The organism is Planomicrobium sp. YIM 101495 (assembly GCF_009707665.1).
Classification (GTDB): domain Bacteria; phylum Bacillota; class Bacilli; order Bacillales_A; family Planococcaceae; genus Planococcus.
Genome location: NZ_WLZW01000002.1, coordinates 115,797 through 137,351 on the forward strand (window position 1 = coordinate 115,797; position 21,555 = coordinate 137,351).

Here is a 21,555-nt window from a genome sequence, read left to right on the forward strand (position 1 = left end):
CCATCGTGACAATCGTTTCTCTAGGATCAGCGTATCATAGCTTGGCCGGTGCGTGTTGGAAGGAGTGACAAGAATCCTTCGATTTCGGGAAGGGGGGGAGTGTGTGGGAAGGTTAAAATTTTTTGGAAAGCAGCACCCTTTCATGGTGGCGCTGCTTCTCTTCGCCCTGGCAGCGGTCGGTCTTTTGATTCTCGCGGTCAACTGGCTGTTTTTCAGCATCGACCGGATCGAACCGGGCGAGCTGTTGGCAGAAGAAGTCTCACCGGGAGGAGAATATACCGTTAGGACTTATTTGAATAATGGCGGCGCGACCGTCGATTATGCAGTGCTGGGGGTCCTGCATTTCAATCAGGGGAACAAGAATCCCCGGAACATTTACTGGCAGTATAAGGTGGAAACCGGTGCGGTGGAATGGCACGATGCTGATACTGTCCGCATAAACGGGCAAAGCATTGATGTGCCAGACGGGAAGTATGATTACCGGCGTCCGTAATTTGGAGAGGCACTGAAAGAAACCGAGACGGAGCAGATGGAGTAAGGTTGTTGAATTATTTTATGTGAAGATGTCCCAAGTTCAAGGGCTTTTTCAGAAAAAGATCAGCCCCAGAGCGATGCCGCTCCGGGGCTGATTTGTAGAACCGAATATAGCGGTAGAATTTCCTCTTATTTTGAAGTTCGACGCAAGAACAGCGGAAATAGGGGTAAAAATTACCGTTATATCATCAAAAAGGATAGAAATGAAGGGTTTGAGCATGAATAACGGGAAATCTTACCGTTATTTCGCCGGAAAACACGTCCCATCCTCAGATAACCGGAAATTTTACCCTTATTTCCCGAGAGAAAGGGCCGCCTTACCAGCAGCCACAGGCAACCCCCGCTTATTTCATTTCCTTCTGAATCAGCTCATCCAGTTCCGTCCATTGCCCAACGCGCGGCAAGTCGAGGTGTCGGTTGTACGATTGGTCTTTCACTAGCACTTTCAGTTTGCCAGAGGTGAGGGTGTTGACGACCGCCGGCTTGTCGTCGATGTAGTAGTCGAGATCGAGTTTCTCGATGATGTCGACCTTCGCTTCGTCTTTCATGCCGCAGTAGAAGCGGTCGTCCGCGATCGGGAAGCCTTGCTTCTTCATCCATTCGCGTGTGCGTTCCCCGTGTTCTTTCGTGCGGGCGGTAATATAGTAGATTTCGTGGCCTTCGCGTTCCAGCTGCTGGAGGAATTCGACCGCGCCAGGGTAGGGCGGACACTCCGTATAGTAGATATCGTCCGTCAGGCGGTTCCACATCGCGCCGCCTTCTTCGTCGGTCATGCCGAACAATTCATGGATTTCTACACGCTGCAGCGCATCGAACGCATCGCGCGCGACTTCCTGCTTCAATTCGCGCTGGTACAGCTCGAACGCATACGCACGCAAGTCGATCAGTGTATCGTCTATATCAAATCCGAATCTCATTCAATCTCTCCTCATCAAATAACCGGTGAACCGGAAGTCCGGACCGATTTTTTCAAATTCGCCGTCCGTCAGTTCGAGGGCGTCTTTCATGAGGGAAGCGCCAGCACCTTCCAGGAAGGTAGGTGCCTCTTTCCCACCGACGAGCTTTGGTGCGAAATACAGCACCACTTTGTCCACCAGTCCGGCTTCCAGAAACGCCGCGTGGACTGCGCCGCCGCCTTCGAGGAACAAGGAAGAAATGGACTGCTCGCCGAGTATACGGACCACATCATGCACATCCGTGCGCTCCCTGCCGCTTGTTTCAAAAATACGAATGCCGCGTGCTTCCAGTTCTGCCCGTTTCGCCTGGTCATATGTCTGGCTGACGAATATCCACGTCTCTGCTAGGCGGTCCGTCACGAGTTTGGCGTCGAGCGGCGTGCGCAGCGACGAGTCGAGGACGATTCGGAGTGGATTGCGTCCGTTCGGAATACGTGCCGTCAATTCCGGATCGTCCGCGAGCACCGTGCCGATGCCGACGAGAATCGCTGCGTGCTGATGGCGCAGTTCGTGTACGTCGTGTCGTGCTTCACTGGAAGTGATCCACTTGCTATCGCGTGTGTGCGTCGCAATCTTCCCGTCGAGCGTAGAAGCTGCTTTCAACGTGACGAATGGGCGCTTATGCGTGATGAACGTGTTGAACACTTCGTTCATGCGGCGAGATTCTTCTGCGCGCACGCCAGTGATGACTTCAATTCCTGCATCTTCCAGCATGCGTACGCCGTTGCCTGCAACAACCGGATTTACATCGAGTGTGGCAATAATCACTTTCGAAAGGCCAGCGTCAATGATGGCTTGTGCACAAGGGCCAGTACGTCCATGGTGCGAACATGGCTCCAGTGTGACATAGATTGTGCCGCCGCGAGCGTGATCGCCTGCCATGCGGAGTGCATGGACCTCGGCATGCGGTTCACCGGCGCGCAAGTGTGTGCCGACCCCGACGATGCGTCCGTCGTTCACGATAACCGAGCCGACAAGTGGATTCGGGTCAGTCTGGCCTTTCATTGCCTGCGCATTTTGCAGGGCGATATCCATAAAAAACTCATCGTTTGGCATGTATTTCTTCCTCCTCATCCAGAAGGTGGCCGGAGCGTACGACTTTCGTTTTCAAATAGTTCTCGTTGAATTCCGAGCGGTCTCCCCAAATCGAAGTACGTCCTGCAATTTTCAAGCCAGCTTTTTCGATCGCATCAACTTTCTTCGGATTGTTCGTCATCAACGTGACCGGTTTTTCGCGCAGCGTCCCGAGCACCGCGATCGCATCCTCATAATTGCGTGAATCATCCACGAAGCCGAGCTTTTCGTTCGCTTCGACTGTATCGTAGCCATTTTCCTGCAGCACGTAAGCCATGGCCTTGCTAAACAAGCCGATGCCGCGACCTTCGTGATTCGCTAAGTAAAATAGTGCGCCTGCGCCGTGATCGACAATACGCTGCATCGATTGCTTCAGCTGGAAGCCGCAATCACAGCGCTTGCTGCCGAAAATATCGCCAGTGTGGCAAATGGAGTGCATGCGGATCAATGCTTCGTCCGCTCCTTCGAAGTCGCCATACACAAGCACACTCGACTGCTGGTATTCCGCCAAGTTAGCGGAAGACAGCCGTTCGATGACGGCTTCGTAATCATCTGTCACTTCGTCTTGCTTGAGCCATGAGTACCATTGGAAGACGACCGTTTCCCCTTCGAGGTTGACGGGCAGTCGGATCGGGCCGACCAGGTAAATTCCGCCTTCCTCCATATTGATCAATTGGATTTTATCTTTTAAAACCGAAAAAACGGCTGTGTCTAATTTCATAAGTTGTGTCTCTCCTTCGTAAGTTCATAGAAACATCATACTATAGTCGGTTACAAAAAGTAAGCAACTAGCATTGGTTGTTTAATTGATGATAATCATTATCGTTTAATAAGTTATATTACATGAAATAAATGAGTTTTATTATCAATTAAAAAAAATATTCTCATTTGTTTCGCTTTTAGTACAGAGGGTATGTTATAGTATCTACATTAGAATAATTATAAATAAGAGGAGGAACTTTCATGTTAAACGAACGACTCACACAAGCGTTGAACGATCAATTCAACAACGAACTCCAGGCGTCACACGCGTATACCGCGATGGCAGCTTACTTTTCGAAAAGAAACTATCACGGCTTCGCCAACTTCTTCTTGGTCCAGTCGCGCGAGGAGCATCAGCACGCCATGCGTTTTTACGATTACTTGGTGACAATGGACGAAAAGCCGGCACTTCAAGGACTGGAAGCACCGAAGAACGATTACAGCTCGGCGCTGGAAGTGATGGAAAGCTCTCTTGAACAGGAGAAGAGCGTGACAGCGAACATTTATGACCTTGTTTCGTTGGCAGATGAATTGCAGGAACATGCGACGCTGTCATTCCTTGATTGGTTCATCGAGGAGCAGATGGAAGAAGAGAAGATGTTCCGTGACATCATCACCCGTCTGAAAGGAATCGAAGAAGGACGCGAATACTTCCTGAAGATGGACGACGAATTTGCAGAACGGAAATTAGAGGAATAACGGACGGAAGGCAGCACACAGGAGAAGCTGTGTGCTGTTTCTGTTTTGGGGAAAGGAGCTGAACGGCGTGAGTGCAATCCAATTGGAAGACATCCTGTATAAAGTGGACGAGACGCCTATTTTGACCGGCATCACCGGCTCGTTCGCAGAAGGCGCCATCACGACGCTCGTCGGGCCGTCCGGTGCAGGGAAGACGACGCTATTGAAGTTGTGCAACGGACTTCTGTCGCCGGACGAAGGGCGCATGACTGTGCTCGGCAAGGCGATCGGGGATTACGAACCAACGGATCTCCGGCGCACAGTTGGTATGGCGCTCCAGCAGGCGCCGATGATCCCTGGGACGGTGTACGACAATCTCAACTTGCCGGCAGTGTTGAAAGGAGAGACGCTACGGGAAGAAGAGGCAGGGCGGTTGCTCCAAGATGTCGGGCTCGGCCCGGAATACTTGAAGCGCGAAGCTGATGAACTATCAGGAGGCCAGCAACAGAAAGTATCCGTCGCACGCACGCTCGTCAACCGGCCGCGTATTCTTCTGCTCGACGAAATCACTTCCTCTCTTGACCGCACGTCCGTCAAGGAAGTAGAGGAGCTGATCCAAAGCATCAACAAGAAATACAAGGTGACGATCATCTGGATCACCCATAACCTGGAGCAGGCGATCGGCATCGGGGATTCCATTTGGGTGATGATGGACGGGGAGCTTGTGGACGCCGGGGACAGAACGATCCTCCAATCCCCGCGGACAGAACGCGTCCGTCAGTTCGTGGAAGGGGAACGCGTATGAGCTTCTTCACGTTATCGCTGACATTGATCTTTGTCCTCATCCCGCTTTTGTTGTCGAAAACGTTCGGCCTCGGCCTGGAGCGGGACACGCTGATCGCAACAGTCCGATCGATCATCCAGCTGCTCGCTGTCGGCTACGTGCTGAAATTCGTCTTCGATTCGGAAAGCCTGCTGTATGTTTTCCTCATGGTCGCGCTGATGATTGTCGCGGCGACCCATAACGCACGGAACAAAGGGGCTTCCATCAAAGGGATCACCTGGAAAGTCGCATTGGCGCTCGTGACGGTGGAAGTGCTGACGCAAGGGATCCTGATCGGCTTCGGCATCACGCCGGCAACTGCGCAGTACATCATCCCGATCAGCGGCATGGTCATCGGCAACTCGATGGTGCTGTCGATCCTGTTCCTGAATCGCTTCACGTCCGAAGTGGAGAGCCGCAAGCCTGAGACGGACCTGATCCTGTCGCTTGGGGGCACACCGAAGCAGGCGATCGACCGGCCGCTGCTAAGTTCCATCAAAGCGAGCATGATCCCGACAATCGAGAGCCAGAAGACGGTCGGTCTCGTGCAATTACCCGGCATGATGAGCGGGCAGATCATCGCGGGAGCGGACCCGGTACAGGCGGTGCAATTCCAATTGCTCATCCTGTTCCTGCTGCTGACGACAGCGGCGGTGACCAGCATCTTGCTTGGTTTCCTTTCCTATCCGACTTTGTTCAATGAACGCATGCAGCGGATCCGGAATTGAAGCCTTTCCCTGAATTCGAAACAATCCGTTCACACGGATGGAAGCTTTGTGGTAGAATTTCAACAGTGTGTGAATTCAGGGGGCATTTCCTAGGGGGATGCGGGGAAGAGAAGGTGCAGGACATGTTTGTAGGAATTGACGCGGGTGGCACGCTATTGAAAGTCGCTTACCGCGAAGGGGAAAAATTTCACGTCCGGAAGTATCCGATCGCTGAACTCGAAGGAGTGGCGGAATGGGTCAACGGATTAGAAAATTACAAAGTATGCGTAACAGGCGGGAAGTCAGGCGTCTTCATTTCCCATTTGCAGAAAGAAGCGAAGGAAATGGTGGAGTTCGAAGCGACGCATCGCGGCGTCCGCTTCCTGCTCGGCCGGATGGGGCGTACGGACACCGATTACTTGATCACCAATGTCGGGACCGGCACGTCGATTCATTGCATCCACGGCGACAGCCATGAACGTCTCGGCGGCACGGGTGTCGGCGGTGGCACGCTTGTCGGACTCGGTTATTTGCTGACCGGCGTAAGACACTTTGACGAAATCGTGCGGCTCGCAGAACAGGGATCACGTGAACGGATCGACCTGAAAGTGAAGCATATTTATGAAGGCAAAGAACCGCCTATTTCAGGTGAATTGACCGCGAGCAATTTCGGCAACGACCTGTTCTCGGGTGCGGAAGACATGCCGAAAGAAGACCTGCTCGCGACCGTCATGGGCCTCGTCGGCGAAACCGTCAGCACCGTCAGCGTTCAGACGGCCCGGCAATGCCGGAGCAACACGATCATCTACATCGGCTCGTCGTTCCACGAAAACGACCTGCTGAAAGAAATCGTCGTCAGCTACACAAAACTGCGCGGCGCTTCGCCATTGTTCTTGGAGAACGGGGAGTTCTCAGGAGCGGTCGGGGCGATGATCAGTCTGGAAAGCAAAGAAAAAGAAACGAAGATATGATTTTTTGAGAGCAGCGGCTCCGGACGTACAAGTTCGGAGCCGCTGCTTTTTCGTTTTTCACGTATTGAATGGATTGACAATCAGAAGGTAATGGGAAATAATGGAGGAAATTTAAGTGAAGCCGAAAGAAAGGGGAAAGAATATGGAAAAACTCCACGCCTGGCAGCCGGTGACGTTCATCAAAGGCCGCAACCATGCAAGTCTTGGCTTCCTGCAAGTTACCGCGTATATGGATCATTTGAAAATCTCTTTTACAGATGAAACGGGGGCGCTGATTGAAGTGATCTATGACCAGCCCATTTCCCCGGTTGAATACTATGTCTGGTCGTACCGGTTTTCCACGGAGTACGGGCGTTTTGATCTGCTGAGCAGGGAGAGGGAATACAGCGGATTGAAAGACAAAGATGCTTTGCATTTTTACAAAGTATCCAATTCGGAATACATCGAATGGTTCGACCGGAATCCTCTGGTGAACAGCAAAACGCATCCGGCACTCGAGCATCATCTGTATTTGAGCGGGAACGAAATCGTTGAAGTGCTGTCGGAGTATGAACCGAGGTTCATCAAGGTTGAGCAGTGAGTATCCATATAACAAATAAAATCAGCAGTCCGTCTCAAAAAAAGAGAGGGACCGCTGCTTTTTCATTTTGATCGCCGTCAATCCGGGCGTTGCGCTTCGGCTTTTTCGGATTCGTTCAGATCCACATCGACCGAGACGACGAAATAGCGTTTGCTGTCATCGGGCTGGATCGCCAGTTTCTTGCGGTCGAACAGCGAAACCGTTTCGACTTTTTTCATCTCGCCGCTTCGGGGATCCTCTTCATAAACGCGGTAACCGATGATGGCATCATTCCGGGCGGCATGCCAAGAAAGAGTGGTGGAAGTTGCCACGACGTTTTGCGGCGCTTCCGGCACTTCTTCCGGTAAATCCGAATCACTGATCAGTTCGGCTGAGACAACGAGACGCTGTTCGTGGGAACCGATATTCCTGTCGAAATCCCCTGTGCAGGTGATCAAATTGATCATCCTTTTCTCCGATGCGCCGAAAATTTCTCCGATGGGTGCCTGATCCGTCACATAACTGCTCTTTTCTTTCACTTCAAAAACCATCTCACGGCCGTTTGCGTCCGTGATTTTTACAAGCTCTCCCGCTTCGATCTTCTCCAAGTGGTAGAAGATCGCCGGTCCCGTCAGACTATCAACATGTCCGGCGAGAACGGCATTGCCTTTCGTACCGACTTTAAAACCAGGTTCGAACCAGCCGACTTGTTCAATGTTTTCGGGAACGCCCATTTCTCCGTTTTCAAGAACGCCGGTCGGCTCGATGTTCGCTGCCAGGCCAAGAGAAGGAATCTCGATTTTTGCAGGCTCCATTCCTTGTGTGCTTTCCAATCGCTTTTGCTGCAGCGACTCGAGTTTTTTTCGCTGTTCGGGAAGGATGGGGAATTCTGCGATTTTGTCGATTTCTTGTACGGCAGCACCGAATCCGCTTTTCACGGCCGCTGCTGGGAGCGGGAATTCTTCTTTATCTGTTTGGACACTGGCGAATGGTTCAAGGATAAAAAACAGAACCGTACATAAGAGAACTGCTGCAGCCATCGTTGCAATCTGCTTCATTTCCTCATCCTCCTTTCAAGCGGAAAGAGAGAGCTGTGCGCTCCCTCTGCCACTAGCTTATGATTGTTTTCTTTGGCGGTAGACCATTGTTCCAGCTGACAGCATGATCAACATGCTCATCGCTGCCCAAAGAACCATTGTGTTCGACTGGTTCACTGTGCCGCCAAAACCGGTAGCCGGCATTTTATCCGGTGCCACCATGCTGAAGTTTTCCGGGAATTGGTCGACGATCGCTGCGCTCAGGCCTTTGCCGATATCGAACATAATCGCATAGCCTGTACGGTACGTTTCGTAAGACATTTCGTAGTCACCGGAGACGTACTGGTTGAATGCATCCGTGACAGACGTTTCGTGAGCTGTCACCGCTGCGATGGTTTCATCCAAAGGCATGCGGTTTTCTGTCGCAGTGCTCAGGAATGTGCCAAGGTCCGTTGCGAATGTTGCCGTCAAAGTATTGATGGCGTTATCTGCAGCATCCATATCTTCTGTGGCACGGGCGGAAGCCAATTCACTTTGTACGGAAATATGCCCGTTGTTCCAAAGCTGTGCAAATTGCTTGCCTGCTTCTTCACCGTAGATGGAAGCGATCGCTGCGCGGAATTCTTCCGTGTTCTGGTCCTGTGCCCAATCAGCGAAGTCAAAGTCTTCTGCACCGTTAAAGCCTTTTGTCATGCTGAGCTGTGCCAGTGCAAAGTGCTCTGCCGCAATGCGGTTCACTGTCGAACGGAAGTCGCCGGCCGGTGTGTTCGGGTCCGTGAATTTGTCAGGGAATTGTGCTGCGATTGCTCCGCTGATTGCACCACCTGCGCCGAAGATCTGTTTAAAGCCATCCAAGTAAGCTGTGTATGCAGATTCGTATTCACCAGCTGCGTAGTGGTCGAATGTGCTTTGTACAAGGTCTTCGTGTTCACGAAGTGCCGCTGTCGCGCCTTCTTCAGGCAAATTGCCTTCAGTCGCTGCGCCGAGGAAAGCACCCATCTCATCCACGAATGACTGGATTTCTTCCAATGCTTCCTGCTTCATTTCTTCGTTGCCATCTTTGACAGCAGCTGCGTATTCGTCAGTGCCCATGTTGTGCTTGCTGAAGATTTCTTCGAACTGTACGCCGCCTTCTTCACCGTAGACGGAAGCGATGACCGGCTGCATGTCTTCCGAGTTGGCATCGAGTGCCATCTGCGCTGCTTCTGCTCCAGGGTCGCCGTCATAGATTTTCATCATGGAATCGACTGCCAATGCGTAATGCTCAGACAATAGATGGTCTAGAGTCGCCCGGAGCTCCACTCCCGTGGTGTCCGTCTTCGGCATTTCCTCCGCTGCTACTGTAATGCCCATGCCCGGAATCAAGATTGCCGCTCCTAATACAGGTGCTAAAAATTTTCTCCATTTCATCATCCAACACTCCTTGTTTTTTTATTTCTTACTGGCATAACGGAGGGGATTTCGAAATGGATCACTTTTTTTGAAAAGAATTTGAAAAAGATTGAAAGTGAACTAAAATCCGTTCGGTTGCGTTATATAGGTAGAAATGAGAATGAGATGAATTGTTTTTTACCTGCAGAATATATTCCTGGCCGTCCAGTTATAGTAAGCTGATAGAACGACAAAGCAAAAAAGGGGTACGGCGATGGAGAAAAGTACAGATGCGCTACTTTACTCACAGGTCAGGAGCGGAAACAAAGAGGCATTGGAGTCTTTGTACGACCGCTATGAAAAGATTCTTTTTTCTTTTCTATATAAGATGACAGGTGAGCGGGATTTGGCGGAAGAAGCGCTGCAGGAAGTGTTCATTAAAGTGTGGCGCGGCAAAGGGGAATACGATGAAAGTAAAGGAAAGTTCACTTCCTGGCTGTTCCGGATGGCACAAAATGCTGCGGTTGATTTGATCCGGAAGCAGAAGAAGCCGCTGGTGCCAATGGATGAAGTAGCAGAAATGGAGAGCGGGGAACCGGCAGTGGAAACACTTGCCGAGTGGCAAGATAAGAAAGAGCAAGTGGCATCCGCCGTCTCAGCGCTTTCCGAGGAACAGCAAACCATCATCAACCTATTCTATTTCAAGGGACATACGCACGAAGCGATTGCGGATTTATGCGGCATTCCGCTCGGAACGGTCAAGAGCCGGATCAGGCTGGCACTCAAGAAATTGAAGAAAACTCTGCAGGCGATGCAAGAAAGGGGGGCTTTCGATGAATAACGCGAATTGTGAAAGACTGGTCGATTATTTAAATGCGATGTTATCAGAGGAAGAGGAAAAGGAATTTGAAGCACATCTCGCCGGATGTGAAGATTGCCGGGAGATTGTAGAAGTCACCGGAGAGCTCCCTTATCTGGCGGAAGCGGTGGAGCCTCCAGTGGAAATGAAAGCACGCATCCTCGCGAATGTTTTTGAAGAAGAAGAGAAACCCGCAGCGGCTCCGTCGCCGAAATCATTACCGATGGCAGCACCGAAGAAAGCGCCGAAACGCAATTGGCTGACACCGCTTCTTGCAGCGATCCTGCTGTTATCGCTGCTAGGCAACCTTTACGCGCTCATGCAGAATTCCGGACAGCAGGAAGTAGCTGAAGAAGCTGTGTTGCGGTCGGTTGCACTCCAGCCGAGTGAAGAGTTCGGCGGCAATGCAACCGCGGCGATCGTCAATGAAGAAGAGACGCTGAACGTCGTCGTGCAGGCAGGGGAACTGGAAGAACTCACCGGCACGGAAGTTTATCAAGTATGGTTATTGAAGGACGGGCAGCCGATCCCGACAGGCGCTTTCACCCCGAACGGCTCAGGCGAAGGGGCTGCGGTCTACAAGCTGAATGGAAGCATAGAGGACTGGGACACCATCGCCATCACGAAAGAACCGCAGGGCGGCAATGAAACACCTGCAGGCGAAATTGTCCTCAGTTCAGAAATCTGAATCACGAAAAGCTGCAGCCTCTCTCCATTTGGAGAACGGCTGCAGCTTTTTGGTTCACCGCATTTCCGGATAGCGCAATTTGATGAGCCGGTAAATGTTCTGGAAAAAAGCGATGATGACTGCCGGGGCAACGCCGATAAATGGTCCGACGAACGGAATGACATTCGTGACCATCGCGAACAGACCTTGGATAATGGAATATTCGACTCCCGGAATCAAACACCCGCAGCAATGATTGAAACAGGCTGAAAAAGCGAATTTGCATTAGTGGCCAACTTTCCAATTGAAGCCAAGGGCATAACGGGGCTTGCGCCTCTGACGTCCTGAAAATAACGGTAAAAATTACCCTTATTCATAGAATACCAGCGAAATTCACTGAAATAACGGTAAAAATTCCTGTTATTTTCACAAAAGCGGCATGAATCGTAAAGATTTTGAAGAATAGCGGTAAAAATTCCGCTTATTTGAGCATGAAAAGTCGATTATTCAAGAATAAGGGTAAAATATACCGTTATCAAAGTCGCTCCCTGTTCTGAAAACATCCGCCAGCACCCAGGAGCCATGTCCTAAGCGACAAGCGGCCGCTTCACCAATCCACCCATGCCTCTTTTTCCAAATCAAATAAAAAAACCAGAGAGAAATCCATCCTCTCCGGCTGCCATATCTTCATTTATCAATAACAACCATTTTCTCCCGCACATCCGTCCGCTCACGCTTTTCAGGCACGTGCGCAGCATAGCCGATCATCATCGTCGCGACAATTTTCTCGCCAGGTTTGACGCCAATCGCTTCGCGGAACACGGGATCGTAAATCCAGTCGTTCGAGCGCCAGATCATCCCGATGCCGCGTTCCCATGCTGCGAGCTGGAAGTTCTGGAGCATGGAAGCGACCGCTCCGTAATCTTCATCCCAGCGGCGCTGGCGCGGATCTTCCGGCATGATGACAACCAGGTGGACCGGGATGTCGCGGAAATAATTCGCTTTGTTCAACACTTTCTGTGGCGTTGCGCCGTCCACTTTCGGCATAGCATCAACGTATGCTTGTACGAATTTCTCCTTGCCATCCCCTGTGTAGAGCTGGAAGCGCCATGGTTCGTTTACTTTATGGTTCGGTGCCCATTTGGCGACATTGAGGAGCTCGATGATTTCCTCGGTCGCGACCGGTGCCGGTTTGAATTTTTTGATTGATCTGCGACTCATGATCGCCTGGTCGATTGGATTCTTCATGTTTTTCGCCCCTTCTGAAATACATTTCCTCTCCATCAAACCAGTTTGCCGGAAGAAAATCAAACGAAGCGTTGAGAATTCGTCAAAGTTCACACGCGTTTCTTCGCTTATTTCTTGGTAAAATGGAGGCAATGAGAAGGAGTGGATCGAGATGAAAAAAATCGTCATCGTCGGCGGCGGCATTACTGGCCTCAGCGCTGCCCACTATTTGCAGCAGTTGAAGCGGGACAACGGACTTGCGCTGGAAGTGACCGTCATCGAAGGGGATGAGGCACTCGGCGGCAAAATCCGGACAGTCGAGGAGACCACGTTCACGATGGAGACAGGAGCGGATTCGATCGTTGCACGTCATGCGAGCGTCATGCCACTTGTGGAAGAGCTGGAACTCGGGGACCGTCTCGTCTATAATGGCACCGGCATTTCCTATTTGCACACCGGAACGGGCTTGCACGCCATTCCGGCGGAGACGGTTTTCGGCATTCCGATGAATAAAGATGCGCTGCTCCGTTCGACGCTCGTGTCGGCGGAAGGAAAGGAAGAAGCACTGAAAGATTTCGAGACACCGAACGACCGCTTTACGAAAGAAAGCTCGATCGGTGAGTTCCTGGAGGCGTTCCTCGGGAAGGAATTGGTCGAGAAGCAGGTCGCGCCTGTGCTGTCCGGCGTCTATTCAGGAGATTTGTATGAGCTATCGCTTGCTTCGACATTGCCATACTTACTCGATTACAAAAACAAGTACGGCAGCATCATTGGCGGCTTCGAAGCGAATCAGGAGAAGTTCGCAGCGGCAGCCAACAAGAAATTCATCTCGTTCGACGGGGGATTGTCGGTCCTGATCGACCGGCTGGAAGAAAGGCTCGGAAAAGGTGCCACTGTTCTGAAAGGTGCGGCAGTGGAGAGAATCACGAAGTCAGGGGAGCGTTATGAAGTGACGCTTCAAAATGGCAAGACACTCGGTGCGGATTACGTCATCTTGGCGACACCGCACCAGGCTGCGCAAGAGATGCTTGCACTAGGCGAGCTGGATGAAGCATTCGGGAATTTGCACAACTCGAGCCTCATCAGCATCTACCTCGGTTTCGATATTCCAGACTCACAGCTGCCTGCAGACGGCACGGGCTTCATCGTAGCGAAAGACAGCGCCCTCGTTTGCAACGCGTGCACATGGACGAGCCGGAAGTGGACGCACACATCCGATAACGGACATTTGCTTCTGCGTCTGTTCTACAAGAGCATCAATCCGCGCTTTGTGGAATTGAACGCTATGACGGAAGAAGAACTGGTCGCAGTGGCTTTGGCGGATATCGAGCAAAGTCTCGGCTTGAAAGAACAGCCCCGTACGGTCGAAGTGACCAACTGGCGCGATTTGATGCCGAACTACCGCCTTGCTCATAAAGGTGCGATCGCGACACTCGAAGAAAAAATGGCGGAGCTTGTCCCGAACATCCATCTTGCGGGCTCTTCCTATTACGGCGTCGGTATCGGTGCTTGTATCGAGAACGGCAAGGGTTTAGCGGAGAGCATCGCGGAACAGTTGAATAAGTTGGACTAATTGAAACTGCCCTTGCTTGACCGGAACGACAGGTCAAGCAAGGGCAGTTTTTGTGCAGTTATTTCGATGTGTCGTCCGGACTTGAGATCCAGTGCTTGATGTCGTCAAGTTGATCGAACTCGATGATGATGTCTGTGACGTTCGGGACTTGTTCTACGATCTTCGCCTCCAGGTAGTCACGGATCTCATCCGCTTCTTTGACTGTCATATTCGCTTCGACTTCCACGCGGAGTTCGACATGCAGGCTGTCTCCTTCCGTGATGACGTTCAAGTCCTGGATATCGTGGATTTTAGGATGTAATAAGATTTTAGCACCCATCCGCGCCTGCATTTTCACGTCCGCAGCTCCGAGTGCACCGGCAGCGTTATCTAAGAAAATACGCCCGACGACGAGGATCAACGCAAGACCGATGATGACAGAAGCATATCCTGTTGCGCTGTGCCAAGGTGTATAGGTCGCGATGACGATGGCGAGCGCTGCGATGATCGCACCACCGACTGCGACGTTATCTTCCAGGAAGACCAATTTGGTTGCCGGCTTTGCTTTGTTGACGTGCTTGTAACTCGCAGGAATGATTTTGAGTCCTTTGATCTGCTCTTTCGGAAGGTTCTCCGTTACTTCCTTCATTGCTTTGTAGAGAACGAAGGATTCAAGGACGATAGCGACGCCAAGAACACCCATGTTGAGCCAGAACCAGTCTTCGGAGTGGACGGCTGTCTGGATGTGGTGGATCCCTTCGATGATGGTTTCGTACGCCAAGATGGCGACAATCAGGACCGCACCGAGCAAGACGAGGTTCACGACCCGCCCGAAGCCACCGGGAAAGCGTTCGGTCGGCTCTTTTTTACTCAATGCCGAGCCGATGAAAACGAAAAACTGGTTGGCGGCATCACCGAAGCTGTGCATCATTTCGGCGAACATCGCAACATTGCCGGTAATCAAGTAGGCGCCGGTTTTGATGATGCCGAGAACTGTATTGATAATGGCTGCCCATAAGGCTGATTTGGAGCCGAATCGTAGCAATTTTAAAAGCTCTTTCATATTTGCTTGCCCCCTTGTATTCTCATTCTTTCTCCATACCCGGACTTGGTGGAATGCCAAACCTGATAAGGTGAACAGGAAAGAAGGGACTCGCCTACATTTTTCGGCAATCTATTTTCTATGTTCTATTTTCTGTTTATAATAGTATGAAGCACTCATCTTTTAAGGCAGAGAGAAAAAATACATAAGGGAGGGAGAAGGAGTTATGAGGGAGTACCAAAGGAAGTACGCCGGTTTTTGGATCCGTTTTTGCGCGACCTTGATTGATTCGCTCGTTTTGGCAATTCCACTCGGAGCGATCCAAGGCTTCATCATTTACCGGAGGGAGGGCTTGAGTTTCGATGAACTCACCGGCTTTTATTCGCCTGAAACCGAGTTGTATTTATTGCTGGGAAACTTGGCGGTCGGCATCTTGTATTTCGGCTTGATGACCGCTTCAAAATTACAGGGCACTTTAGGGAAGCTTGCGTTCGGATTGAAAGTGGTCGGGGAAGATGGAGGACGAATCGGGTTTTTCCGCTCGGTGTGGCGTTATCTTGGCTACACGCCTTCGACTCTTCTTTTGTTCTTCGGTTTCTTGATGGTCGGCATCGATGACCATAAGCAAGGGCTCCATGACAAAATGGCCAAGACGTATGTGTTAGGGAATCCGTATAACGAAAGACTTCGTTGAGGACAATTAAAAAAGAAGAAACCCGTATTTGGGTTTCCTCTTTTAGTTATACGACAATCAGTTTGTCGCAAGTCCTGGAACTTCGATGCCCAGTCCTTGTGCAACGCGTGTTCCGAATTCCGGATCCGCTTTATACAGGTGGTCGACCATGCGCGTTTTGATGTCTTCTTTCGTGACAGCGCTCAAGCCGCCGACGAATGTCGCAACAAGACGCTCTTGCTCTTCTGCACTTTGCAGGCGGTATAGGTCGCCAGGCTGTGTATAGAAATCTTCGTCGCGGTAAGGAACAGCGTCCGTTACGCCTTCGACTGCAAGTGGAGCTGGTTTTGCAGCTGCAGATTCAGCTGGTCCGCCGTAGCTGTTCGGCTCGTAGTAAACTGAACCGCCGCCGTTGTTGCCGAAGTTCATGGCGCCATCGCGTTGGTAGTTGTTCACTTGGTTCTTCGCTGCGTTGATCGGTAGCATCTGGTGGTTCGCACCTACGCGGTAGCGGTGTGCATCGTGGTAAGCGAACAAACGGCCTTGAAGCATTTTATCGGGTGATACGTCGATGCCAGGAACCAAAGTACCAGGAGAGAATGTTGCTTGTTCCACTTCCGCGAAATAGTTTTCCGGGTTGCGGTTCAACGTCATGCGGCCGACTTCGATCAATGGGTAGTCTTTGTGAGACCATGTTTTCGTTACATCGAACGGGTCGAAGCGGTACGTGTTCGCATCTTCCAACGGCATGATCTGTACGTACAATGTCCAAGCAGGGAAGTCCCCGTTTTCGATTGCAGAGAAAAGATCTTCCGTGTGGAAGTCAGGATTTTCGCCGGCAATCTTATCAGCTACTTCCTGTGTGATGTTCTGAATGCCCTGCTCTGTCAGGAAGTGATATTTCACCCAGTGAGATTGGCCTTCAGCGTTCGTCCATTTAAATGTATGGCTTCCGAACCCGTGCATGTGGCGAAGCGTCGCAGGAATTCCGCGGTCGCCCATCAAGTAAGTGACTTGGTGCAAAGACTCAGGAGACAATGACCAGAAATCCCATACTGCGTTCGGGTTCTTCAAGTGTGTTTTTGGATCGCGTTTTTGTGTATGGATGAAGTCAGGGAATTTGATCGCATCACGGATGAAGAAGATCGGCGTGTTGTTTCCGACCAGATCATAGTTTCCTTCTTCTGTATAGAATTTCACTGAGAATCCGCGTGGGTCGCGTACTGTATCTGCAGATCCAAGCTCTCCAGCTACTGTAGAGAAACGGATGAACATATCCGTCTTTTTGCCGACTTCCGACAAGAAAGCAGCTTTCGTGTATTTCGACAAATCGTTCGTTACTTCGAAGTAACCATGCGCACCGGCGCCTTTTGCGTGAACGACACGCTCAGGAATACGCTCTCTGTTAAAGTGTGCCAATTTCTCAAGAAGATGAACATCTTGTAGAAGGACCGGGCCGCGCTGTCCAGCTGTCTGCGAGTTCTGGTTGTCTCCGACTGGAGCGCCCCAAGAAGTCGTCAAAGTTTTTCTTTCTGTCATGCTTGAACACCTCATTCTCATTTTTGTGTGACTATTGCACCTCTTATTATACCAGTTTGCACATTGAAATCAATCCTTATTGATAATCATTATAAATAAAAGGAGGAGCAGGCCATGCAATCACACGATTTGGACACAATTCAGATAACTTTAGTATGCCATCATAAAAAAAGTTATAAACCATTGTTTCCTACCTCTTCCAAAAAGCGACTTGTATAGTTTTATGTACTGGGTGTAGGATGAACAATAACGAATGGGGAGGCGAAGCATGTTGTTTGATTTGCAGGAATTCAGTGATGCGATCGTACAAGAATTGAGTGCGCTGATCGACACACACGTCATCATCACGGACCGGAATGGTTTTATTATTGCGAGTACAGATCCCCTTCGTCTGAATACTTTTCACGAAGGCGCGACGCTTTCAATGAAAAACCAGACAGAACTTCATATGACAAAAGAAATGTGTGAGCGACTGACGGGTGTCCGACCGGGGATCGTCATGCCGATCATCATCGGCAGCACCCCGATCGGCGTCATCGGAATCACGGGCAAGCCCGAGGAAGTCGGGAAGTACGCCAAGCTTGTACGGAAAGTAGCAGAGTTGTTCATCACTGATTCGATTGCGCGTCAGGAGCGGGAGCGGCACACGCGTGAAATCGAATTTTTCATCTTCGATTTAGTGACAGGTCCATCATCGCCTGAAGCGATGATGGAACGGGCAAAACTGATCAACTTGGACACAAGCCTTTACCGGCGCATCGCCTTGATCCGGACCGATCAGCAAATGGAAATCGCCGATGTGGAGCGGCTGGAGAAAGTCCAGATCATCCATCCGGAGCTGAAGATTTTCCGTTGGGGCCTCGAAAAGATGGGACTGCTACTGCCGGATATGCCACGCGACACATTGAGCGACGGGCTAATAGATCTGTCCAAGAAGCTGGGGAAGCGTTCGAAACGCAGCTTACCGGTCGGCATCGGCGAAGTCGTGGAGTTTACGGAACTGAGGAAATCATTCGAACAGGCGGAAATCGCGCTGGACGTTTCCGTGAAACAAGGGCGGATCGTTTTTGAGGGAGAATTGAAGCTGGAGCTTCTCTATGCGGCAATCCCTGCAGACATCCAGGCGGAATTTCTGCGGAGAACGATTGAACCGCTGTTTGAGCAGGAAGAGCTGCTGCACAATCTCGAAGTGTGGCTGACAAGCGGAAAATCACTGAAAGAAGTCGCCGATGACTTGCACATCCACAAAAACACATTGAGTTATCGCCTGAACAAAGTTGAACAATTACTGGACGTCCGGCTGAATGACAACCGCGACCTCGCACTCTTATACACGGCCATCCGGCTTGCCAAGCGAAAGCAGAGCGGCTGAAGAAGCAATCTTCCACCTATGTATGGGGGAGGTTGCTTCTTTTTTATTGGCCGGAGGAAGTTCAGCCAATGCTTTATAACGAAGCACGTTTTTACCCTTCGCCATCTTCCGCTCTTTCTTCTAGAGAGAGTAGAAGATATTTGGTACCATACTTCATTTCTAAATGTGCAGAGATATGGAGTAAAACAGCGTAGAAGGACAAAAATGTGCTCCTGCATCGCTTCGCTGCTTCGTCGCAAAGTGGAGCTGTTTTACGGAATATCGGGAAAAGTATCAAGTTCAACTTATCTATCTAAAAAGCTCTTTGTGCTTTCGTCCAAAAAAGAAGAGTGAAAATTGTCGAAATTTGTACAAATGTATATAGAGTTATAATAATTAGAATATTATCATTAATAGAAACCTTCAACGAACGGAGGAGATAGACAGTTGAAGACGCAATCATTCGAACCATTCATCACAATAGTCGGAACGGAAAATGCAAAACATACACAGGCGCAATTAATGGCTTATTCATACGATGCGACAGCCAATTTCCAACACAAACCGGATCTTGTGTTGTCTCCGAAAAGCACGGAAGAAGTAGCTTCGATTGTGGAGCTTTGTGCAAAAGAACAAATCCCGATCGTCACAAGGGGCTCCGGTACGAATCTGGCAGCAGGCACGGTGCCTTCGCAGGGAGGAGTTGTTCTGCTCTTCAATAATATGCGGGACATTATCGAACTGGATGAAGACAACCTGACTATCACCGTCCAGCCGGGTGTCATCACCCAGGACCTCAGCAATTATGTCGAAAAAAACGGCCTCTTTTACCCGCCGGATCCGAGTTCGATGAAAATCTCAACCATCGGCGGCAATGTCAGTGAAAATTCGGGCGGGCTGCGCGGCCTTAAATACGGTGTTACAAAAGATTATGTGAAAGCGCTTACGGTTGTCATGCCGGACGGCGGCATCATGAAACTCGGCGGCAAGCTCGCAAAAGACGTTGCAGGATACGATCTGTTGTCGCTTATGGTCGGTTCGGAAGGAACGCTCGGCATCATAACGGAAATCACGCTGAAATTGATTCCGTTGCCACAGACGAAAAAAACCGGCATCGCCTACTTCAATTCATTGGAAGATGCGGCGCGGACGGTGTCGGCGATCATCGCTGATAAAATCATTCCGGTGACGCTGGAATTCATGGACAAAGGCACTATTCACGCTGTGGAGGATTTCATGTCGATCGGTTTGCCGAGGGACGCGGAAGCGATGCTTCTGATGGAGCAGGACGGACCGGAAGAACAAGTGACGCAGGACATCCAGAAAATGATTGCCATCGCACAGGAGCAAGGCGCGACCTCAGCGATCCTGGCGGCAACGGAGGAAGAGGCGGAAGGCTTGAAGACGGGGAGGCGTGTCGCCTTGTCGGCGCTATCAAGAAAACGACCGACGACAATCCTTGAAGATGCGACCGTACCGCGTTCGGAAATCGCGAGGATGGTGAAAGCCATCCAGCAAATCGCTGAAAAATATGATGTGCAAATCAATACATTCGGACACGCGGGAGACGGCAATCTTCATCCGACGTGTCTGACCGATACGCGGGACGTAGAAGAAATGTCACGCGTCGAGAAAGCGCTGGACGAAATTTTCCACGTCGCGATTGAGCTTGGAGGCACAATCACCGGCGAACACGGTGTCGGCGAAATGAAATCGCCGTATCTCGAGTGGAAGTTAGGCGCAAGCGGCATGCAGCTGATGAAGCACATCAAGCAATCGGTCGACCCGCAAAACATCATGAACCCAGGCAAGATGTTCGCCAAAGAAACCAAGAAGAGGCTGGTGGTGCATGGTGGTCACTGAACTGCAACAGCGGATGCAGGATTCGTTCAAGGAGCATGTGAGTGAAGAGTATTTAATGGATTGCATGCGCTGCGGATTTTGTCTGCCGGCATGTCCGACGTACTTGGCAACCAATCATGATGAAAGCCATTCGCCGAGAGGGCGCATTGCACTCATGAAGGCGATGCGGGACGGGGATGTCGTATGGGATGGATCGGTAAAAGGCTCCTTCGATATGTGCCTCGGCTGTAGGGCATGCGAGCCGGCTTGTCCGGCTGGCGTGGAGTACGGCGCTCTTATAGAAGAAACACGCGTCGCAATCGAACAGGTGAAGCCGAAAGACATTTCCGAAAAGGTCATCCGGAAAGCGGCATTCGACGGTCTGTTCGCGGATCAGAAGAAAATGGCTGGCACCGTGAAGCTCGTGAAATTTTATCAGAAGTCAGGATTGCAGAAAGCGACGCGGAAAATCGGCTTTCTCAACTTGTTCCCGCCGTTCATGAAAGAGATGGAAGGCGTGCTTCCGGATATCGAAAGCAAGAAAAAGAAGCCATCTGTACTCAAAAAGCAGACGACGCGCGTCGCCTTCTTCTCAGGATGCCTCATGGACACGTTGTTCCAGGAGACGAACCGCAAAACGATTGAGATGCTCGAATGGCTCGGTGCGGAAGTCGTCATCCCGAAAGAGCAGCAATGCTGCGGCGCACTTCACGGCCACAGCGGCGAGCTCGGAAAAGGCTTGCGCAACGCACGCGCTAATATCGACGCATTCGATTCGGACGATGTCGACTTTATCGTCAATAACGCCGGCGGCTGCGGTGCGTTCCTTTCAGAATACGAAAAGCATCTGAAAGAGGATCCGGCATATGCGGACAAAGCGGCACAGTTTTCACAGAAGATGACGGATATTTCTTCCCTCTTTGTGAAACTTGGATTGAATGCCCGCCTGAAGCAATTGGCCGCACCGGTCGAAGGCATCGTCACTTACCAGGATTCCTGCCATTTACGCAATGTCAATAAGGTGTTTTTGGAGCCACGTTCGCTTCTCGAAGATGCGCCGGGCTTTGAATATAAAGAGTTGATCGACGCAGGAAGCTGCTGCGGGTCTGCCGGGATTTACAATATGCTTCAGCCGGAGATGGCAAAACGCATCCTCGACGCGAAGATGAAAGGGGTGAAGGAAATGCAGCCGGCGAAGGTGGTGACATCCAACCCGGGCTGTCTGATGCAGATGCAGGTGGGAATTCAGCGCGAAGGCCTGGAAGGGGAAATGCAGGCGGTGCACATTGTGGACTTTTTGCACGAAGTGATTGAAAAAAACCAAAAATAGG

The 21,555-nt window shown here is 50.8% G+C and carries 22 protein-coding genes; 13 read left to right on the forward strand and 9 right to left on the reverse strand.

Annotated elements, in window-relative coordinates; genetic code table 11:
• Nucleotides 1-103 precede the first annotated feature (103 nt).
• Nucleotides 104-493 carry a DUF5412 family protein gene (locus tag GIW82_RS09900; RefSeq protein WP_154749792.1) on the forward strand — a complete coding sequence of 130 codons (390 nt, stop codon included), beginning with the start codon at nucleotides 104-106 and terminating at the stop codon, nucleotides 491-493.
• 385 nt (nucleotides 494-878) lie between these two features.
• Here GIW82_RS09900 and GIW82_RS09905 read toward each other — a convergent pair whose 3' ends face one another.
• The 3 genes from GIW82_RS09905 to GIW82_RS09915 are packed head-to-tail and all read right to left on the reverse strand — an operon-like array spanning nucleotide 879 to nucleotide 3,285.
• A complete protein-coding gene (locus tag GIW82_RS09905; protein WP_154749793.1) occupies nucleotides 879-1,451 on the reverse strand; it encodes a 5' nucleotidase, NT5C type in 573 nt (190 codons plus the stop codon).
• Nucleotides 1,452-2,546 carry a bifunctional diaminohydroxyphosphoribosylaminopyrimidine deaminase/5-amino-6-(5-phosphoribosylamino)uracil reductase RibD gene (ribD, locus tag GIW82_RS09910; RefSeq protein WP_154749794.1) on the reverse strand — a complete coding sequence of 365 codons (1,095 nt, stop codon included), beginning with the start codon at nucleotides 2,544-2,546 and terminating at the stop codon, nucleotides 1,452-1,454. It lies immediately after the preceding gene.
• Complete coding sequence (locus GIW82_RS09915) at nucleotides 2,533-3,285, reverse strand: GTP cyclohydrolase II (protein ID WP_154749795.1); 753 nt, start codon at nucleotides 3,283-3,285, stop codon at nucleotides 2,533-2,535. The genes ribD and GIW82_RS09915 overlap by 14 nt, the downstream gene beginning before the upstream one ends.
• A gap of 242 nt (nucleotides 3,286-3,527) precedes the next feature.
• Here GIW82_RS09915 and GIW82_RS09920 point away from each other — a divergent pair, with 242 nt between their 5' ends.
• From GIW82_RS09920 to GIW82_RS09940, 5 genes are all read left to right on the forward strand, one after another.
• Nucleotides 3,528-4,025 carry a ferritin gene (locus GIW82_RS09920; RefSeq protein WP_154749796.1) on the forward strand — a complete coding sequence of 166 codons (498 nt, stop codon included), beginning with the start codon at nucleotides 3,528-3,530 and terminating at the stop codon, nucleotides 4,023-4,025.
• Nucleotides 4,026-4,092: 67 nt separating this feature from the next.
• Nucleotides 4,093-4,809 (forward strand): ABC transporter ATP-binding protein, encoded by a 717-nt coding sequence (locus tag GIW82_RS09925; protein WP_370456196.1) that lies wholly within the window; start codon nucleotides 4,093-4,095, stop codon nucleotides 4,807-4,809.
• Complete coding sequence (locus tag GIW82_RS09930) at nucleotides 4,806-5,555, forward strand: ABC transporter permease (protein ID WP_154749797.1); 750 nt, start codon at nucleotides 4,806-4,808, stop codon at nucleotides 5,553-5,555. The genes GIW82_RS09925 and GIW82_RS09930 overlap by 4 nt, the downstream gene beginning before the upstream one ends.
• A gap of 122 nt (nucleotides 5,556-5,677) precedes the next feature.
• Nucleotides 5,678-6,505: a type II pantothenate kinase gene (gene coaW, locus GIW82_RS09935; RefSeq protein ID WP_154749798.1), complete on the forward strand. Its 828-nt coding sequence runs from the start codon at nucleotides 5,678-5,680 to the stop codon at nucleotides 6,503-6,505.
• Nucleotides 6,506-6,647: 142 nt separating this feature from the next.
• Nucleotides 6,648-7,085, forward strand: a complete 438-nt coding sequence (locus GIW82_RS09940; protein WP_154749799.1) for a hypothetical protein — start codon at nucleotides 6,648-6,650, stop codon at nucleotides 7,083-7,085.
• Nucleotides 7,086-7,162: 77 nt separating this feature from the next.
• On the opposite strand, the gene GIW82_RS09945 is transcribed toward GIW82_RS09940, so the two are convergent.
• The gene (locus tag GIW82_RS09945; protein ID WP_154749800.1) at nucleotides 7,163-8,122 is read right to left on the reverse strand and encodes a class F sortase; all 960 of its coding nucleotides are present in this window, start codon (nucleotides 8,120-8,122) and stop codon (nucleotides 7,163-7,165) included.
• Nucleotides 8,123-8,179: 57 nt separating this feature from the next.
• Nucleotides 8,180-9,511, reverse strand: coding sequence for a hypothetical protein (locus GIW82_RS09950; protein ID WP_154749801.1), 1,332 nt, complete (start codon nucleotides 9,509-9,511; stop codon nucleotides 8,180-8,182).
• A gap of 235 nt (nucleotides 9,512-9,746) precedes the next feature.
• On the opposite strand from GIW82_RS09950, the gene GIW82_RS09955 reads away from it, so the two are divergent.
• Together GIW82_RS09955 and GIW82_RS09960 are read left to right on the forward strand one after the other, a co-directional pair.
• Entirely contained in the window at nucleotides 9,747-10,313 is a 567-nt protein-coding gene (locus GIW82_RS09955) for an RNA polymerase sigma factor (RefSeq protein WP_154749802.1), read from the forward strand.
• Nucleotides 10,306-11,019: an anti-sigma factor gene (locus tag GIW82_RS09960; RefSeq protein WP_154749803.1), complete on the forward strand. Its 714-nt coding sequence runs from the start codon at nucleotides 10,306-10,308 to the stop codon at nucleotides 11,017-11,019. The genes GIW82_RS09955 and GIW82_RS09960 overlap by 8 nt, the downstream gene beginning before the upstream one ends.
• Before the next feature lie 54 nt (nucleotides 11,020-11,073).
• Here the strand turns inward: GIW82_RS09960 and GIW82_RS09965 are convergent, their stop codons facing one another.
• A complete protein-coding gene (locus tag GIW82_RS09965; RefSeq protein ID WP_154749804.1) occupies nucleotides 11,074-11,238 on the reverse strand; it encodes an AI-2E family transporter in 165 nt (54 codons plus the stop codon).
• 447 nt (nucleotides 11,239-11,685) lie between these two features.
• Entirely contained in the window at nucleotides 11,686-12,246 is a 561-nt protein-coding gene (locus GIW82_RS09970) for a nitroreductase family protein (RefSeq protein WP_154749805.1), read from the reverse strand.
• A gap of 151 nt (nucleotides 12,247-12,397) precedes the next feature.
• On the opposite strand from GIW82_RS09970, the gene GIW82_RS09975 reads away from it, so the two are divergent.
• Entirely contained in the window at nucleotides 12,398-13,798 is a 1,401-nt protein-coding gene (locus GIW82_RS09975) for a protoporphyrinogen oxidase (RefSeq protein WP_154749806.1), read from the forward strand.
• Between the two features lie 58 nt (nucleotides 13,799-13,856).
• Here GIW82_RS09975 and GIW82_RS09980 read toward each other — a convergent pair whose 3' ends face one another.
• Nucleotides 13,857-14,840, reverse strand: coding sequence for a cation diffusion facilitator family transporter (locus GIW82_RS09980; RefSeq protein ID WP_154749807.1), 984 nt, complete (start codon nucleotides 14,838-14,840; stop codon nucleotides 13,857-13,859).
• A gap of 205 nt (nucleotides 14,841-15,045) precedes the next feature.
• Here GIW82_RS09980 and GIW82_RS09985 point away from each other — a divergent pair, with 205 nt between their 5' ends.
• Complete coding sequence (locus GIW82_RS09985) at nucleotides 15,046-15,513, forward strand: RDD family protein (RefSeq protein ID WP_154749808.1); 468 nt, start codon at nucleotides 15,046-15,048, stop codon at nucleotides 15,511-15,513.
• Nucleotides 15,514-15,570: 57 nt separating this feature from the next.
• Here the strand turns inward: GIW82_RS09985 and katA are convergent, their stop codons facing one another.
• Nucleotides 15,571-17,031 carry a catalase KatA gene (katA, locus tag GIW82_RS09990; protein ID WP_154749809.1) on the reverse strand — a complete coding sequence of 487 codons (1,461 nt, stop codon included), beginning with the start codon at nucleotides 17,029-17,031 and terminating at the stop codon, nucleotides 15,571-15,573.
• A 268-nt stretch (nucleotides 17,032-17,299) separates the two neighbouring features.
• Here katA and GIW82_RS09995 point away from each other — a divergent pair, with 268 nt between their 5' ends.
• The 3 genes from GIW82_RS09995 (at nucleotide 17,300) to GIW82_RS10005 (ending at nucleotide 21,554) form a co-directional block, all read left to right on the forward strand.
• Nucleotides 17,300-18,403 (forward strand): CdaR family transcriptional regulator, encoded by a 1,104-nt coding sequence (locus GIW82_RS09995; protein ID WP_230309355.1) that lies wholly within the window; start codon nucleotides 17,300-17,302, stop codon nucleotides 18,401-18,403.
• A gap of 426 nt (nucleotides 18,404-18,829) precedes the next feature.
• A complete protein-coding gene (locus GIW82_RS10000; RefSeq protein WP_230309356.1) occupies nucleotides 18,830-20,245 on the forward strand; it encodes an FAD-linked oxidase C-terminal domain-containing protein in 1,416 nt (471 codons plus the stop codon).
• Nucleotides 20,232-21,554 (forward strand): (Fe-S)-binding protein, encoded by a 1,323-nt coding sequence (locus GIW82_RS10005; RefSeq protein WP_154749810.1) that lies wholly within the window; start codon nucleotides 20,232-20,234, stop codon nucleotides 21,552-21,554. The genes GIW82_RS10000 and GIW82_RS10005 overlap by 14 nt, the downstream gene beginning before the upstream one ends.
• The last annotated feature ends 1 nt before the right edge of the window (nucleotide 21,555 follow it).